Here is a 14,745-nt window from a genome sequence, read left to right as displayed (position 1 = left end):
CTCAATGCTCCCGGCTGGCGAAGTCGATGCGCGGATCGACCAGGGTGTAGGTGAGGTCGCCGATCAGTTTCACCACCAGGCCGAGCAGGGTGAAGATGAACAGGGTGCCGAACACCACCGGGTAATCGCGGTTGATCGCCGCTTCGAAACTCATCAGGCCGAGGCCGTCGAGGGAGAAGATCACTTCCACCAGCAACGAGCCGGTGAAGAAGATGCCGATGAACGCTGACGGGAACCCGGCAATCACCAGCAGCATGGCGTTGCGGAACACGTGGCCGTAGAGCACGCGATTGCGCGTCAGGCCCTTGGCCTTGGCGGTGACCACGTACTGCTTGTTGATCTCGTCGAGGAAACTGTTTTTGGTCAGCAGGGTCATGGTCGCGAAGTTGCCGATCACCAGCGCCGTCACCGGCAGCGCGAGGTGCCAGAAGTAGTCGAGGATCTTGCCGCCCAGGCTCAGTTCATCGAAGTTGTTCGAGGTCAGCCCGCGTAGCGGGAACCAGTCCAGATAACTGCCGCCGGCAAACACCACGATCAGCAGAATCGCAAACAGGAACGCCGGAATCGCATAGCCGATGATGATCGCCGAACTGGTCCACACGTCGAAGTGGCTGCCGTGCCGCGTGGCCTTGGCGATCCCCAGCGGGATCGACACCAGGTACATGATCAGCGTGCTCCACAGCCCGAGCGAGATCGATACCGGCATCTTTTCCTTGATCAGGTCGATAACCTTGGCGTCGCGGAAAAAACTGTCGCCGAAATCCAGCTTCGCGTAGTTCTTGACCATGACCCACAGGCGTTCCGGGGCCGACTTGTCGAACCCGTACATGTGCTCGATTTCCTTGATCAGTGCCGGGTCCAGACCTTGCGCGCCGCGATAGGCGGAGCCGGCCACCGAGACTTCGGCACCGCCACCGGCGATGCGGCTGGTGGCGCCTTCGAAGCCTTCGAGCTTGGCGATCATCTGCTCCACCGGGCCGCCGGGCGCGGCCTGGATGATCACGAAGTTGATCAGCAGAATCCCGAACAGGGTAGGGATGATCAGCAGCAGTCGCCGAAAAATATACGCCAGCATCTGATTACTCCGTGCCCACAGGGTCGGCTTGCAGTTTGGTTTCGACTTCTATGGCGGGTTTCGCGTCAGGCTTGACCCACCAGGTGTTAATCCCGATGTCGTATTTGGGCGAGACTTTCGGGTGGCCGATGTGATTCCAGTAGGCCACGCGCCAGGTCTTGATGTGCCAGTTGGGGATCACGTAATAGCCCCATTGCAGCACCCGATCCAGCGCCCGGGCGTGAGCCACGAGGCTGCTGCGCGAGTCGGCGTTGATCAGGTTTTCCACCAGGTGATCGACGATCGGGTCCTTCAGGCCCATGGTATTGCGGCTGCTCGGTTTGTTGGCGGCGGCGCTCATCCAGAATTCGCGTTGCTCGTTACCCGGCGAGTTGGACTGCGGGAAGCTGCCGACCATCATGTCGAAGTCCCGCGAGCGCACACGGTTGATGTACTGCGAAACATCGACACGGCGGATCACCAGATCGATGCCGAGGTCGGCCAGGTTGCGTTTGAACGGCAGCAGCACGCGTTCGAATTCGGTCTGCGCGAGGAGGAATTCGATGACCACCGGTTTGCCGGTGGCATCGACCATTTTGTCGTCGACGATCTTCCAGCCCGCCTCTTGCAACAGCTGATAGGCCTCGCGCTGCTGGGCGCGGATCATGCCGCTGGCGTCGGTCTTGGGGTTTTCGAAGGCTTCGCTGAACACCTGGGCCGGGAGCTTGCTGCGAAACGGTTCGAGGATCGCCCGTTGCTCGGCGTCGGGCAGGCCGGTGGCGGCCATTTCCGAGTTCTCGAAATAACTGCGGGTGCGGAAGTAGGCACCGTTGAACAGCTGTTTATTGGTCCATTCGAAATCAAACAGCAGGCCGAGCGCCTGACGCACCCGCAGATCCTGAAACACCGGACGGCGCAGGTTGTAAACGAAGCCCTGCATGCCGGTCGGGTTGCTGTTGGCGATCTGTTCCTTGATCAAGCGACCTTCGGTGACCGCCGGGATGTTGTAAGCGTTGGCCCAGTTCTTCGCGGTCATTTCCAGCCAGTAATCGAACTGGCCGGCCTTCAGCGCTTCGACGGCGACGGTGTTGTCGCGGTAGTAATCGGTGGTCATCACATCGAAGTTGTAGAACCCGCGATTGACCGGCAGGTCCTTGCCCCAGTAGTCCTTGACCCGTTCATAGCGCACCGAGCGCCCGGCCTTCACTTCGGCGACCTTGTACGGGCCGCTGCCCAGCGGAATCTCCAGATTGCCTTTGGTGAAATCGCGATTGGCCCACCAGTGTTTCGGCAGTACCGGGAGCTGGCCGAGAATCAGCGGTAACTCGCGATTGTTGTTGTGCTTGAACTTGAACAGCACCTTGAGCGGGTCTTCGGCGATGGCTTCGTCGACATCGCTGTAGTAGCCACGAAACAGCGGCGAGCCGTCCTTGGTCAGGGTCTGGAAGCTGAACACCACGTCTTCGGCGCGCACCGGGTGGCCGTCGTTGAAGCGGGCTTCCGGGCGCAGGTAGAAACGCACCCAACTGTTGTCCGGGGCTTTTTCGATTTTGGCGGCAATCAGGCCGTATTCGGTGAACGGTTCGTCGAGACTGTGCTTGGTCAGGGTGTCGTAGATCTGACCGACGTCATCGGCCGGCACGCCTTTGCTGATGAACGGGTTGAGGCTGTCGAAGCCGCCAAATCCGGCCTGGCGGAAGATCCCGCCCTTGGGCGCGTCGGGGTTCACGTAGTCGAAGTTCTTGAAGTCGGCCGGGTACTTCGGCGGCTCGTTGTACAGGGTCACGGCGTGTTGCGGGGCGGCGCAGGCCAGCCCGGCGAACAGCAGACCGCTGGCCTGCACAAGCAGGGCGCGGATGGCGTTCATTGAGCTTTCTCCGAAGATTTCAGCCACCACGTGTTCAGACCCAGGGTGTAGGGCGGCGTGGTGACGAAGGCCAACCGGTTGCGGTAGGCCAGTCGGTGATAATTGAGGTACCAGTTGGGAATGCTGTAGTGCTGCCACAACAGCACGCGGTCCAGCGCCTTGCCGGCGGCAACTTGTTCGTCGCGGGTTTGCGCGGCGAGCAACTGTTCGAGCAGGTGATCGACCACCGGGTTGGCGATGCCCGCGTAATTCTTGCTGCCCTTGACCCCGACCTGACTGGAATGGAAATACTGCCATTGCTCCAGGCCCGGGCTGAGGGTCTGGTTGAGCGTCATCAGGATCATGTCGAAATCGAACTGGTCCAGACGCTGTTTGTACTGCGCGCGATCCACTGTGCGCAGGCGCGCGTCGATGCCGATGCTGTTGAGGTTCTCGATGTACGGCTGGAGGATCCGCTCAAGGTTCGGGTTGACCAGCAGCAGTTCGAAGCTCAGTGGCTGGCCCTTGGTGTTTTGCAGGCGCTGGCCATTGAGTTTCCAGCCTGCCTCGGCGAGCAGCGCCAGGGCCTTGCGCATGGTTTCCCGGGGGATGCCGCGGCCATCGGTCTGCGGCAGGCTGAACGGTTCAGTGAGCAGCTTCGCCGGCAATTGATCCTTGTACGGCTTGAGCATCAGCCATTCATGGCCGACCGGCAGGCCGCTGGCGCTGAACTCGCTGTTGGGGTAGTAGCTGGTGGAGCGTTGGTAGGCGTCGCTGAAGAGTGCCCGGTTGGTCCACTCGAAGTCGAACATCAGGCCCATGGCTTCGCGGACTTTGAAGTCGGCAAAGGTCGGGCGCCGGGTGTTCATGAACAGCCCCTGGCTCTGCGTCGGGATCTGGTGCGGGATCTGCGCCTTGATTACCTCGCCACGGCGCACCGCCGGGAAGTTGTAGCCGTTGGCCCAGTTCTTCGCCTGGTGCTCGATGTAGATGTCGAATTCGCCGGCCTTGAACGCTTCGAACGCCACATCGCTGTCGCGGTAGAACTCGACTTCCATGCGATCGAAGTTGTACTTGCCGCGATTGACCGGCAGATCCTTGCCCCAGTAATCCTTGACCCGCTCGAAAATCAGCTGCCGCCCCGGCGTCACCGAGGTGATGCGGTACGGGCCGCTGCCCAGTGGTGGCTCGAAGGTAGTGGCCTTGAAGTCGCGATCCTTCCAGTAATGCTGCGGCAACACTGGCAACTCACCGAGGCGCAGGATCAGCAGCGGATTGCCGGCGCGCTTCATCACGAAGCGGATGCGCTGCGGGTTGAGGATGTCCACGCGTGAGACTTCCTGCAACGCGGTGCGGTACAGCGGATGACCTTCCTTGAGCAGCAAGCGATAGGAGAACGCCACGTCGTACGCGGTGATCGGCGTGCCATCGTGAAAGCGTGCTTCCGGGCGCAGATTGAACACCACCCAGCTGCGATCTTCGCTGTACTCCACCGATTGCGCGATCAAGCCATAGCTCGACGCCGGTTCGTCACCGGAGGGCGAATACTGGCCGGTGCCGATCATCAGCGGTTCGTTCAGTTCATTGATGCCGTACTGCAGGAAATTCGGCGTGGTCACCGGGCTGGTGCCCTTGAAGGTGTACGGATTGACCGTATCGAAGGTGCCGAACGCCATCACCCGCAACGTACCGCCCTTGGGCGCTTGCGGGTTGACCCAGTCGAAGTGGGTAAATCTGGCCGGGTACTTGAGCGTGCCGAACTGCGCATAACCGTGACTCTCGGTAATCGTCGCGCTTGCGGGTGAGCTCAAGGCCAGGCTGATCAGGAGCAGGAGGAGGGGACGCTTCAAGTCAGATCCGATCCAGGCGGCTTGGGCTTTGTGGGCCGTACAGTAACAGCTTGTCTGGACAGGAAAAAGATGCGGGTTAATGCGGGCTTAATCGCCTTCGATTGCGTTTGCTTTTGGTGGGAGCGGGCTTGCTCGCGAATGCGGCCTGTCAGCCGCATATGAAGGTCACTGATACGCCGCATTCGCGAGCAAGCTCGCTCCCACAAAAGCAAAAAAGCCCCTGAATTCAGGGGCTCTTCTGTCAATGCGGCTGGTAAACCGTGAGCATCTGCCCAGGCTTGAGGGCCTTGCCCGCACCCGGGTTCCAGCGCTTGAGATGCTGCATCTCGACGTTGAAACGCTTGGCCACCACATACAAGGTGTCGCCACGCTTGACCTTGTACTGGGTCTGCTGCTGGCTGTCAGCCTTGCCTTTGGTCTTGCTGTTCGCCGCGATCACGGTGTTGACCCGGCCACTGTTGCGAGCCGGGGCGCGCTTGGTGGTGTCTTGCATCACCAGGGTCTGGCCGACCTTGAGGTTCTTGCCGGTCAGTTTGTTCCAGCGTTGCAGATCCTTGACTTCGACCTTGTTGGCCTTGGCGATGGAACCGAGATTGTCGCCGCGTTTGACCCGATAGGCGCGCTTGAGCTTCGCCACCTCGGTCGGATCAGCACCGTCGAACACCGGTTTCAGCGAGCGCGGGCTGATCAGTTCTTCAGGTCGCATGGTCTGCAGGCTGGCGGTCAGCAATTGCGCCTTCGACGTCGGCACCAGCAGATGCTGAGGGCCGTCGATGGTGGTGCGCTGCTTGAAGGCCGGGTTGAGCTGGAACAGCTCGTCTTCGTCGATGTTGGCCACCGCCGCAACCTTGGACAGGTCCATGCGCTGGTTGATTTCGACGACCTGGAAATACGGTTCGTTGGCGATCGGGTTGAGGTTCACCCCGTAGGCTTCCGGGGCCAGCACCACTTGCGACAGGGCCAGCAGTTTCGGCACGTAGGCCTGGGTTTCCGCCGGCAACGACGACAGGTTCCAGTAGTCGGTCGGCAGGCCAAGCTTCTCATTACGCTCGATGGCGCGGCTGACCGTGCCTTCACCGGCGTTATAGGCCGCCAGGGCCAGCAGCCAGTCACCATTGAACATGTCGTGCAGACGAGTCAGGTAGTCCATCGCGGCGGTGGTCGAGGCGGTGATATCGCGACGGCCATCATAGAAGCGGGTCTGGCGCAGGTTGTAGTAACGACCGGTGGACGGAATGAATTGCCACAGGCCCGAAGCGTCGGCCCGTGAATAGGCCATCGGGTTGTAGGCGCTCTCGATCACTGGCAGCAGGGCCAGTTCCAGCGGCATGTTGCGCTCTTCGAGACGCTCGACGATGTAATGAATGTAGAGACTGCCGCGTTCACCGGCGTTTTCCAGAAAGGACGGGTTACTGGCAAACCACAGGCGCTGCTGCTCGATGCGCGGGTTGACGCCCAGGCCGTCCTGCAGCTGGAAACCACCGCGCATGCGCTCCCAGATGTCCTGAGGCACCTGCGGACTTGGCTTTTCGCTCAGCCAGATCGGCTTCTGCTTGGCTCGCGCAGCAATGTTCGGCGTATGGCTCGCCTCGGACTGCGGAGCATGGCTGGAGCAGCCCGCCAACGTGGCGGACACAGCGACCGCGATGGCTTGAGCCAGGCGGGTCAACGTGTCTGAATTGACGGACTTACGTATGGATGACGACATTGGCTGGAAGTAAGTTCCGGGCAAAAATGTCGGGCGATTCTAGAAAGCGCACCCCCTGCGGTCAACCATTCAGAATTTTTGTACCAGATGGTGAGTCACTTAGAACGTATCTTTCCACGCCCGCAGAGCCGCAAAAACCTCACTCGGCGCCCGGTTTTGAGCGCCTGCCCGTTCGTCCACTTTTTGTGTAACTAATGTTTCAGTGGTACGCAAAAACGGATTGGTGAGCTTTTCCAGGGCCAGGGTCGAGGGCAGGGTCATCACGCCTTTTTCCCGTTGTTGGGTGACTTTTTCCAGACGGGCGGCAATGTCCGGGTTAGTCGGTTCGACGGCCGCGGCAAATTTCAGATTGCTCAGGGTGTATTCATGGGTGCAATACACCAGCGTATCCTCGGGCAAGCTGGCGAGGCGGCTGAGCGAGTGGTGCATCTGTTCTGGCGTACCTTCGAACAGGCGTCCGCAACCGGCGGCGAACAGGGTGTCGCCGCAAAACAGCAGGCCGTGGTGGTAATAGGCGATGTGGCCGAGGGTGTGACCGGGCACCGCATAGACATCGAAGTCCCAGCCGAGGACGCTGACCTTGTCGTTGTCCTTGAGCGCCACGTCGCGCCCCGGGATGTTTTCGCTGGCCGGGCCGTAGACTTTGGCGCCGCTCGCCGCTTTCAGGCGTTCGACGCCGCCGACGTGATCGTGATGGTGATGGGTGATCAGAATGTCGCTCAACACCCAGCCCGGGTGCGCGGCCAGCCAGGCCTGCACCGGCGCGGCATCGCCCGGGTCGACCACGGCGCAGCGCTGGGTGCGGTGATCCTGTAACAACCAGATGTAGTTGTCGGTGAACGCGGGCAGGGCACTGATCTGTATCATCGTCGGAATTCGCCAAGCGGAAAACATTGGCGCATCTTAGAGCTTCTAGCGGCGTTGGAGAATGACATGACCGATAAAGCGTTCGCTCAGGCCGATCCCGACTGGCTGGCGTTGATCGGCGCGGCCCGAGAATGGCTGGCCGGCCCGCTCGGGCAATTTCTGCTGGATGAAGAACGGCGCATGCTCGAAGACGAGTTGGGGCGGTTCTTCGGCGGCTATCTGGTGCATTACGGGCCGTCGGCCCAGACCCCGCCATCAGCGCCGCAGGTGCAGCGCAACGTGCGGCTCGGCGCGCCATTGCCGGGGGTCGAGATCGTCTGCGAGGAACAGGCCTGGCCATTGAGTGAGCACGCTGCCGACGTGGTGGTGTTGCAGCACGGTCTGGATTTCTGTCTGTCGCCCCACGGTTTGCTGCGCGAAGCCGCAAGCAGCGTGCGCCCCGGCGGGCATCTGCTGATCATCGGCGTCAACCCCTGGAGCACCTGGGGCTTGCGCCATGTATTCGCCCACGATGCGTTGCGTCAGGCACGCTGCATCTCGCCATCGCGGGTGGCCGACTGGCTCAATCTGCTGGGCTTTGCGCTGGAGAAACGCCGCTTCGGGTGCTATCGTCCGCCGCTCGCGTCGCCCAAGTGGCAGGCCCGACTGGCCGGCTGGGAACGCAAGGCCGGCGACTGGCAACTGTCGGGCGGTGGCTTCTATTTATTGGTCGCGCGCAAGATCGTGGTTGGCCTGCGTCCGGTGCGTCAGGAGCGCCGCGAGCCGATGGGCAAGCTGATTCCGCTGCCGATGGCCAAGGTCAACCGCCGTCGTATCGAACCGTAAACCTTCTTTTTATAGTGGCCGGACGTGCTCCGGCCGCGGCCATCGTCGATCCGCGATTGACGGGGCCAGGCATTTTTCTGGATAGAGTGGCATGAGCGAAAGCGTCGATAGCGTAGAACTGTTCACCGACGGTGCCTGCAAGGGCAACCCCGGCCCGGGCGGCTGGGGCGCCTTGCTGGTGTGCAAGGGCGTCGAAAAGGAACTGTGGGGCGGCGAAGCCAACACCACCAACAACCGCATGGAACTGCTCGGCGCCATCCGTGGCCTCGAAGCCTTGAAGCGGCCGTGCGAAGTGCTGCTGGTCACCGACTCGCAATACGTGATGAAGGGCATCAACGAGTGGATGGCCAACTGGAAAAAACGCGGCTGGAAGACAGCGGCGAAAGAGCCGGTGAAAAACGCTGACCTGTGGAAAGAGCTGGACGAGCAGGTCAACCGGCACAAGGTCACCTGGAAGTGGGTGCGCGGGCACATTGGTCACCACGGTAACGAACGGGCTGACCAGTTGGCCAACCGTGGGGTGGATGAGGTTCGCGGGTACAAGCAGAGCTGATTCCCTCCGTTGCACCGAGTCGTGGCCTTCGCGAGTAAGCCCGCTCCCACACTGGATCTCCTGTGTACATCAACATTGTGACCACCGCAGATCCTGAGTGGGAGCGGGCTTGCTCGCGAATGGGCGCGACACGGTCTGACTGAAACACCCCCACCGAGCGTGTTAACATCGCCGCTTTTGCACGATTGACCCCGTTGAGAATTGAACACTGATGGCCACCAGATCCGTTGTACTCGATACCGAAACCACCGGCATGCCGGTGACCGATGGTCACCGGATCATTGAAATCGGCTGTGTCGAACTGATCGGTCGGCGCCTGACGGGCCGGCACTTTCACGTCTATCTGCAACCGGATCGCGAGAGTGACGAGGGCGCGATCGGCGTCCACGGCATCACCAACGAATTCCTCGTCGGCAAGCCACGTTTCGCCGAAGTCGCCGACGAGTTCTTCGAGTTCATCAACGGCGCGCAGCTGATCATCCATAACGCGGCGTTCGACGTTGGCTTCATCAACAACGAATTCGCCTTGATGGGGCAGCACGATCGCGCTGACATCACCCGGCATTGCACCATCCTCGACACCCTGATGATGGCCCGGGAACGTCACCCGGGGCAGCGCAACAGCCTCGACGCGTTGTGCAAACGTTATGGCGTCGACAACTCCGGCCGTGAATTGCACGGCGCCTTGCTCGACTCGGAGATTCTCGCCGACGTCTACCTGACCATGACCGGTGGCCAGACCAGCCTGTCGCTGGCCGGCAACGCTTCCGACGGCAATGGCACGGGCGAGGGCGCGGACAACTCCGCCACCGAAATCCGTCGTCTGCCGGCGGATCGTCAGCCTGCGCGGATCATCCGGGCGACGGAAGAGGAACTGGCGGCGCATATGGCTCGACTCGAAATCATCGCCAAATCTGCGGGTGGCCCGGCGTTGTGGACGCAGATTGCCGAGGCTGATGCTCAGGCCTGAACACATTTTGTGGCGAGGGAGCTTGCTCCCGCTTGGCTGCGAAGCAGTCATAAAACCTGAATGCACATTGCTGCTGAACGAATACCAGGGGCCGCTTCGCGCCCCAGCGGGAGCAAGCTCCCTCGCCACAAAAGCCGAGTCAGGCTGAGTGAAGCCAACTGGCCACCCTCGCCACTTTCGCTGCAACCCTCTACCCTGAGTGCATTGGCAGACTTTGATCTGCCGCCTCGGGACACTGAGCCTCATGTACAAAGATTTGAAGTTTCCGGTGTTGATCGTCCACCGCGACATCAAGGCCGACACGGTCGCCGGTGACCGTATCCGTGGCATCGCCCGGGAGTTGGAGCAGGAAGGTTTTAATATCGTTTCGGCCATCGACTATACCGAAGGTCGGTTGGTGGCCTCGACCCATCATGGACTGGCATGCATGCTGATCGCTGCCGAAGACGCCAGCACCCATTCCCATCTCTTACAAAACATGGCCGAACTGATCGGGTTGGCCCGGGTGCGCGCGCCGGATCTGCCGATCTTTGCTTTGGGCGAACAGGTGACTCTGGAAAACGCCCCGGCCGATGCCATGGCCGAGCTCAATCAACTGCGCGGCATTCTCTATCTGTTCGAAGACACCGTGCCGTTTCTCGCCCGGCAAGTGGCGCGGGCGGCGCGCAAATATCTGGATGGTCTGCTGCCGCCGTTCTTCAAGGCACTGGTGCAGCACACTGCCGATTCCAACTATTCCTGGCACACCCCCGGTCATGGCGGTGGCGTGGCCTATCACAAGAGCCCGGTGGGGCAGGCTTTTCATCAGTTCTTTGGTGAAAACACCCTGCGTTCGGACTTGTCGGTATCGGTGCCGGAGCTGGGTTCGCTGCTCGATCACACCGGCCCGCTCGCTGAAGCGGAAGAGCGTGCGGCGCGCAACTTCGGTGCCGATCACACGTTTTTCGTGATCAATGGCACCTCGACCGCCAACAAGATCGTCTGGCATTCGATGGTCGGTCGCGATGATCTGGTGCTGGTGGATCGCAACTGCCACAAGTCAGTGCTGCACGCGATCATCATGACCGGCGCGATCCCGCTGTACCTGTGCCCGGAGCGCAATGAGCTGGGGATCATCGGCCCGATTCCGCTGAGCGAATTCAGCCGCGAATCGATCCAGGCCAAAATCGACGCCAGCCCGTTGACCAAGGGCCGTGCGCCGAAAGTCAAACTGGCGGTGGTGACCAACTCGACCTACGACGGCTTGTGCTACAACGCCGAGCTGATCAAACAGAGCCTGGGCAACAGCGTGGAAGTCCTGCATTTCGACGAGGCGTGGTACGCCTACGCGGCGTTTCACGAGTTCTTCGCCGGGCGTTATGGCATGGCCACCTCGCGCACAGAAGACAGCCCGCTGGTGTTCACCACTCATTCCACCCATAAGCTGCTTGCTGCGTTCAGCCAGGCCTCGATGATTCATGTGCAGGACGGCGGTGCGCGGCAACTGGACCGTGACCGTTTCAACGAAGCGTTCATGATGCACATCTCGACCTCGCCGCAGTACAGCATCATCGCTTCGCTGGATGTCGCTTCGGCGATGATGGAGGGCCCGGCCGGACGTTCGCTGTTGCAGGAAACCTTTGATGAAGCCCTGAGTTTTCGGCGGGCGCTGGCCAATCTGCGCCAGCACATTGCGGCGGATGACTGGTGGTTCTCGATCTGGCAGCCGCCGGGCGTCGAAGGTATCGACCGGGTGCAGACCGAAGACTGGCTATTGCAGCCGGACGCCGACTGGCATGGCTTTGGTGAAGTCAGCGACGACTATGTGCTGCTCGACCCGATCAAAGTGACCCTGGTGATGCCCGGTTTGAATGCCGGCGGCGCGCTGAGCGAGAAGGGCATTCCGGCGGCGGTGGTCAGCAAATTCCTATGGGAGCGCGGACTGGTGGTGGAGAAGACCGGGCTGTATTCGTTCCTGGTGCTGTTCTCCATGGGCATCACCAAGGGCAAATGGAGCACGCTGCTCACCGAGTTGCTGGAGTTCAAGCGCAGTTACGACGCCAACGTCAGTCTGGCCACTTGCCTGCCTTGCGTGGCGCAGCAAGACACCGCGCGCTATCGCGGCATGGGCCTGCGTGACCTGTGCGATCAACTGCACGCCTGTTACCGCAGCAATGCCACCGCCAAGCATCTGAAACGCATGTACACGGTGCTGCCGGAAATCGCCATGAAGCCGGCCCATGCCTACGATCATCTGGTGCGCGGCGAAGTCGAGGCGGTGCCGATCGATGAGCTGGAAGGGCGGATTGCAGCGGTGATGCTGGTGCCGTATCCGCCGGGGATTCCGTTGATCATGCCGGGCGAACGCTTTACCGAGGCGACCCGCTCGATCATTGACTACCTGAAGTTTGCCCGCACGTTCGATAGCAGCTTCCCCGGTTTTGTCGCTGATGTGCATGGACTGCAACATGAAGACGAGGGCAATGGGCGGCAGTACACCGTCGATTGCGTCAAGGAATGAGGACTTTTCCGAGTATGCAACCGGTCATGAATCCGAAATACCCAGGGCTGTCGGTGCGCGTCGCCGACGATGGTTTCGCGGCGTACATCTGGGGTAGCGACTTCAGTTTCGAGGTCGCCGCGTACGGCGCGGCAGTCATTGGCCAACCGGTCGAGCGCTGGGCGGTGACGCCGATCGTGCCATACCGCAAGTGCTACGGCATCGATCCTGAAGAGTTCAGCAGCTATCGCGATGGCGCCGACAGCGCGATCTTCATGGCTTATCTGGATGACGAGCCGGTCGGCCATCTGGTGATCAGCACCAACTGGAACGGCTTTGCCCACATCGATGAGCTGGCGGTGCACGCCCCGGCGCGCCGGCATGGTGTGGCCAAGGCGTTGCTGGATGTCGCGCAGTTCTGGAGTCGCAAGAAGAAACTGCCGGGGATCATGCTCGAGACGCAGAACAACAACCTCGGTGCCTGTCGTTTGTATGAGCGTTGTGGCTACGAAATTGGCGGTATCGACCATTTGCGTTATCGCGGGATAGACCCGAACACTGCGGAAATCGCGCTGTTCTGGTATCGACTGTTCGATAACCCGCTGGAAAACCCGCTCAGCTCGCCAGCATCGCCTCGGCTTGTTCCGTGATGATCGCCAGCAGCGTCTGAATGGCTGCCGGCGTGGCGCTGTGTCGGTAGGTCAGGGCATACAGGCTGATCGGCACCGCCGGTGACAACGGGCAGACATCCAGTCCGCCGGCCCGTGCGCCGAGGGCGGTGAACGGGTCGACGATGGCCAGGCCTTCGCCGGCCTCGACCATGCTGCGCATCATCTGATGGGTTTGCACCCGGGTCTGGATGCTCGGCGCCGGGCGCAGGGCCTGGAGTTTGTTCTCCAGCGCCGGGCTCAACGGGTCGTGGCCTTCGAGGCCGACCATCGCCTGGCCGGCGAGATCCTGCAGGGAAATGTATTTCTGCTTCGGTTGCAGCCAGCCATGCGGCGCGAGCAGTTGCAGCTTGCAGTGGGCCAGCGGCTGCGCATGGATGTCGGGATGTTCCGGGTCGTGCAGGCTCAGGCCCAGATCGCTTTCGCGCAGCAGCAGACTGCGGACGATGTCGCACGTGGGCGAACTGAGCAAACGGCAGGGGGCATCGGGCAAGCGCCGGCGCAGCAGCGCGATGCTTTGCGGCAACAGGTGGTGCGCCAGCGGCGGGGTGCCGATGATGCGCAGGGGTGGGGCGAGGTATTGCTTGAGGCTGCTGGCCAGGCGTTGCACCGGCTCCAGCGCTTGATAGACGTGAGCGATTTCCACCTGCAACGCCCGCGCTTCAGGCGTCGACTGCAGGCGGCCACGGACGCTGGCGAACAGCATGAACCCCAACTGACTCTCGGCTTCGCGCAATCGCTCCTCGACGTCGGCCACCGGCAGTTGCAGCCATTCGGCGGCGGTGCCCAGGTGACCGGTCTGCAAGAGCGCCTGAATCACTTCGATATGACGTAAACGCATGCGTGAAGTCCATGTTCAGCAGGTGGGGTCAGTGGCTGAATCCTACCCCAAGTCTGCGCATATGACTTCTGCTCATAACGCGCGGTTATTGAGCGGCGGTTGTCTCAGGTTCGCGGATCAGCGTGATGTCCGACTGAACCAGCAAAAACTCGCTGTCACTGAGCTTTTTGACGCGATCGCCAATGGCCAGCTTGTAGGTGGTGACAGGCTCCATGCCGGTGAGACCGTCTGCCGACGGGGTGGATTCCTGGAACTCATGCACGGAATAAACGCGGCCTTCCGCATCTCTTGCATGGAACTGACCGACGAGTACTGCTGCCATCTGCTTAGAACCTCTGGAGATAAAACACTTGATTTGCGGCTTGGTAGACCGTCATCAAGCCCTGTAAGTTTTCCTACAGGAAAAAAATAATCAGCGCGGAGGAATTTCCTTCGCTCACTGGTGGAATCGGCTTCGGATCATCTATAACTACTGGCTCTTCCCTCCGACAGTCGAGAGTCTTCCATGAGCAATGTCTACAACGTCGCTGTAGTCGTCGGCAGCCTGCGCAAAGCATCGATCAACCGCAAAGTCGCACTGGCGCTGGCCGAGCTGGCACCGGCGAACCTCAAGCTGAAGATTGTCGAAATAGGCGATCTGCCACTTTATAACGAAGACATCGACGGCGATTCACCGCCCGCAGCCTACAGCACTTTTCGCCAGGAAGTCGGCTCTTCCGACGCGGTGCTGTTTGTCACCCCGGAATATAACCGCTCCGTGCCGGCACCTTTGAAGAATGCGATTGACGTGGGCTCACGGCCTTATGGCAAAAGCGTCTGGGGCGGCAAGCCGGGTGCGGTGATCAGCGTGTCGCCGGGAGCGATTGGCGGGTTTGGCGCCAACCAGCATTTGCGCCAGTCCTTCGTGTTTCTCAATGTGCCATGCATGCAGCAGCCCGAGGCGTATCTGGGTGGGGCGGGTTCGGCGTTTGACGAGGCGGGCAAGTTGAGCGAGTCAGTCAAGCCGTTCCTGCAGAATTTCATCAATGCGTATGGGGAATTTGTGGAACAACACAAAAAATAATCTGGTCAGCGCTGCGACAAA

The 14,745-nt window shown here is 60.9% G+C and carries 13 protein-coding genes; 6 read left to right on the top strand and 7 right to left on the bottom strand.

All coding sequences use genetic code 11. From position 1 onward, the window contains the following. Position 1: 1 nt before the first annotated feature. The 5 genes from NTD85_RS18405 to gloB form a co-directional block, all read right to left on the bottom strand. Positions 2-1,075, bottom strand: coding sequence for a microcin C ABC transporter permease YejB (locus NTD85_RS18405; RefSeq protein WP_262142856.1), 1,074 nt, complete (start codon positions 1,073-1,075; stop codon positions 2-4). A 4-nt stretch (positions 1,076-1,079) separates the two neighbouring features. Further along, positions 1,080-2,921 (bottom strand): extracellular solute-binding protein, encoded by a 1,842-nt coding sequence (locus NTD85_RS18400; RefSeq protein WP_262142855.1) that lies wholly within the window; start codon positions 2,919-2,921, stop codon positions 1,080-1,082. Next, positions 2,918-4,750, bottom strand: a complete 1,833-nt coding sequence (locus NTD85_RS18395) for an extracellular solute-binding protein (protein WP_262142854.1) — start codon at positions 4,748-4,750, stop codon at positions 2,918-2,920. Before NTD85_RS18395 ends, NTD85_RS18400 begins: the two co-directional genes overlap by 4 nt. Positions 4,751-4,991: 241 nt before the next feature. After that, positions 4,992-6,458 carry a LysM peptidoglycan-binding domain-containing protein gene (locus tag NTD85_RS18390; protein ID WP_262142853.1) on the bottom strand — a complete coding sequence of 489 codons (1,467 nt, stop codon included), beginning with the start codon at positions 6,456-6,458 and terminating at the stop codon, positions 4,992-4,994. 99 nt (positions 6,459-6,557) lie between these two features. Next, on the bottom strand, positions 6,558-7,325 hold the full coding sequence (gene gloB / locus NTD85_RS18385; RefSeq protein WP_201137904.1) for a hydroxyacylglutathione hydrolase: 768 nt from the start codon (positions 7,323-7,325) through the stop codon (positions 6,558-6,560). 66 nt (positions 7,326-7,391) lie between these two features. On the opposite strand from gloB, the gene NTD85_RS18380 reads away from it, so the two are divergent. The 5 genes from NTD85_RS18380 (at position 7,392) to NTD85_RS18360 (ending at position 12,802) form a co-directional block, all read left to right on the top strand. Beyond that, positions 7,392-8,150: a class I SAM-dependent methyltransferase gene (locus tag NTD85_RS18380; RefSeq protein ID WP_262142852.1), complete on the top strand. Its 759-nt coding sequence runs from the start codon at positions 7,392-7,394 to the stop codon at positions 8,148-8,150. A 91-nt stretch (positions 8,151-8,241) separates the two neighbouring features. Next, complete coding sequence (gene rnhA, locus NTD85_RS18375) at positions 8,242-8,703, top strand: ribonuclease HI (protein ID WP_003224162.1); 462 nt, start codon at positions 8,242-8,244, stop codon at positions 8,701-8,703. A 211-nt stretch (positions 8,704-8,914) separates the two neighbouring features. Then, complete coding sequence (gene dnaQ, locus NTD85_RS18370; RefSeq protein WP_003224164.1) at positions 8,915-9,673, top strand: DNA polymerase III subunit epsilon; 759 nt, start codon at positions 8,915-8,917, stop codon at positions 9,671-9,673. A 244-nt stretch (positions 9,674-9,917) separates the two neighbouring features. Further along, entirely contained in the window at positions 9,918-12,173 is a 2,256-nt protein-coding gene (locus NTD85_RS18365) for an Orn/Lys/Arg decarboxylase N-terminal domain-containing protein (RefSeq protein ID WP_003224166.1), read from the top strand. Between the two features lie 14 nt (positions 12,174-12,187). Then, positions 12,188-12,802: a GNAT family N-acetyltransferase gene (locus NTD85_RS18360; RefSeq protein WP_003224167.1), complete on the top strand. Its 615-nt coding sequence runs from the start codon at positions 12,188-12,190 to the stop codon at positions 12,800-12,802. Here the strand turns inward: NTD85_RS18360 and NTD85_RS18355 are convergent. Further along, positions 12,768-13,661, bottom strand: a complete 894-nt coding sequence (locus tag NTD85_RS18355; RefSeq protein WP_262142851.1) for a LysR substrate-binding domain-containing protein — start codon at positions 13,659-13,661, stop codon at positions 12,768-12,770. The genes NTD85_RS18360 and NTD85_RS18355 overlap by 35 nt on opposite strands. An 85-nt stretch (positions 13,662-13,746) precedes the next feature. Further along, complete coding sequence (locus NTD85_RS18350) at positions 13,747-13,983, bottom strand: hypothetical protein (RefSeq protein ID WP_003224168.1); 237 nt, start codon at positions 13,981-13,983, stop codon at positions 13,747-13,749. Positions 13,984-14,166: 183 nt separating this feature from the next. On the opposite strand from NTD85_RS18350, the gene NTD85_RS18345 reads away from it, so the two are divergent. Then, a complete protein-coding gene (locus tag NTD85_RS18345) occupies positions 14,167-14,724 on the top strand; it encodes an NADPH-dependent FMN reductase (protein WP_003224170.1) in 558 nt (185 codons plus the stop codon). Positions 14,725-14,745 lie beyond the last annotated feature (21 nt).

It is taken from the genome of Pseudomonas sp. 13B_3.2_Bac1 (assembly GCF_025466205.1).
Taxonomy (GTDB): Bacteria; Pseudomonadota; Gammaproteobacteria; order Pseudomonadales; family Pseudomonadaceae; genus Aquipseudomonas; species Aquipseudomonas fluorescens_H.
The sequence above is the reverse complement of the archived record's forward strand: the minus strand, read 5'-3'. Positions and strand labels throughout refer to the sequence as shown.

Excerpts from the sequence above, each read along its gene's own strand:
- NTD85_RS18355 (WP_262142851.1), bottom strand. The coding sequence starts at position 13,661 with ATGCGTTTACGTCATATCGAAGTGATTCAGGCGCTCTTGCAGACCGGT.
- NTD85_RS18350 (WP_003224168.1), bottom strand. The coding sequence starts at position 13,983 with ATGGCAGCAGTACTCGTCGGTCAGTTCCATGCAAGAGATGCGGAAGGC.
- NTD85_RS18405 (WP_262142856.1), bottom strand. The coding sequence starts at position 1,075 with ATGCTGGCGTATATTTTTCGGCGACTGCTGCTGATCATCCCTACCCTG.
- rnhA (WP_003224162.1), top strand. The coding sequence starts at position 8,242 with ATGAGCGAAAGCGTCGATAGCGTAGAACTGTTCACCGACGGTGCCTGC.
- NTD85_RS18345 (WP_003224170.1), top strand. The coding sequence starts at position 14,167 with ATGAGCAATGTCTACAACGTCGCTGTAGTCGTCGGCAGCCTGCGCAAA.
- NTD85_RS18365 (WP_003224166.1), top strand. The coding sequence starts at position 9,918 with ATGTACAAAGATTTGAAGTTTCCGGTGTTGATCGTCCACCGCGACATC.
- gloB (WP_201137904.1), bottom strand. The coding sequence starts at position 7,325 with ATGATACAGATCAGTGCCCTGCCCGCGTTCACCGACAACTACATCTGG.
- NTD85_RS18380 (WP_262142852.1), top strand. The coding sequence starts at position 7,392 with ATGACCGATAAAGCGTTCGCTCAGGCCGATCCCGACTGGCTGGCGTTG.
- NTD85_RS18400 (WP_262142855.1), bottom strand. The coding sequence starts at position 2,921 with ATGAACGCCATCCGCGCCCTGCTTGTGCAGGCCAGCGGTCTGCTGTTC.
- dnaQ (WP_003224164.1), top strand. The coding sequence starts at position 8,915 with ATGGCCACCAGATCCGTTGTACTCGATACCGAAACCACCGGCATGCCG.
- NTD85_RS18360 (WP_003224167.1), top strand. The coding sequence starts at position 12,188 with ATGCAACCGGTCATGAATCCGAAATACCCAGGGCTGTCGGTGCGCGTC.
- NTD85_RS18390 (WP_262142853.1), bottom strand. The coding sequence starts at position 6,458 with ATGTCGTCATCCATACGTAAGTCCGTCAATTCAGACACGTTGACCCGC.